The sequence below is a fragment of the Mesorhizobium sp. M7A.F.Ca.CA.002.05.1.1 genome (assembly GCF_003998335.1).
Lineage (GTDB): Bacteria > Pseudomonadota > Alphaproteobacteria > Rhizobiales > Rhizobiaceae > Mesorhizobium.
Map to the genome: position 1 here is coordinate 1 of NZ_RZQI01001498.1, position 746 is coordinate 746.

A 746-nucleotide genomic window follows, 5' to 3' on the forward strand; every position below is an offset into this window, starting at 1 on the left:
ATTTTATGCTTTGCCCCAAAACCCTCCATCTCTTGACCGCGCGCAGCACTGCTGGAAACCTTACTCCACCCCCCTCGCATTAACCATTCATTAACCATTCCCTCGCTAGCGTTTACCTCTCAGTAAGGATTCGCCAGCCGTGACTTTTGCCGCCCCCCTCGAGGCCAAATCCATTCGTTTCCGTGCCCGCTCTTTCGTCGCTTTCACGCTGACGCCCGAAGCGCCTTTGGACGTGTGGCTCGAGGGGCTCGACCACTGGATCGGCAACTCGCCGGGCTATTTTGCCGGGCGGCCGGTGGTGCTTGATCTCAACACCTTGAAGCCCGATGTCGCCGCGATCGAATCGCTGGTCGACGTGCTTGGCCATCGCGGCATCCGCATCTACGCCATCGAGCTCGACGGCCACGCCGCACTCGCGCCCAACCTGCCGCCGGTGCTGGTCGGCGCCAAGGAGGCGACGACGGATGGGCTGCTGCCCCGCAAGGCGCGGGAGGATGTTTCCGAAGAGGGCAAGGCCGAGGGCAGGGCGCCTGAAGCCGGCGCGGCCAAGGCCGGCGACGGCAAGGTTGACGCAAGCAAGGCGGGCGATAGCGAGCCGCAGGTTGAAGCTTCGGGCACGCTGATGATCAAGGCGCCGATCCGCTCGGGCCAGGCGATCGTGCATCCGCATGGCGATGTCATCGTGCTCGGTTCGGTCGCGTCCGGTTCGGAGATCATCGCGGCGGGCTCGATCCATGTCTACGGCA

The 746-nt window shown here is 64.1% G+C and carries 1 protein-coding gene; it reads left to right on the forward strand.

Features of this window, described 5'->3' with window-relative positions:
* Positions 1–139: 139 nt before the first annotated feature.
* Positions 140–746 (forward strand): septum site-determining protein MinC (locus EN939_RS36635; RefSeq protein ID WP_127272091.1); only part of this gene is annotated, 607 nt, incomplete at its 3' end.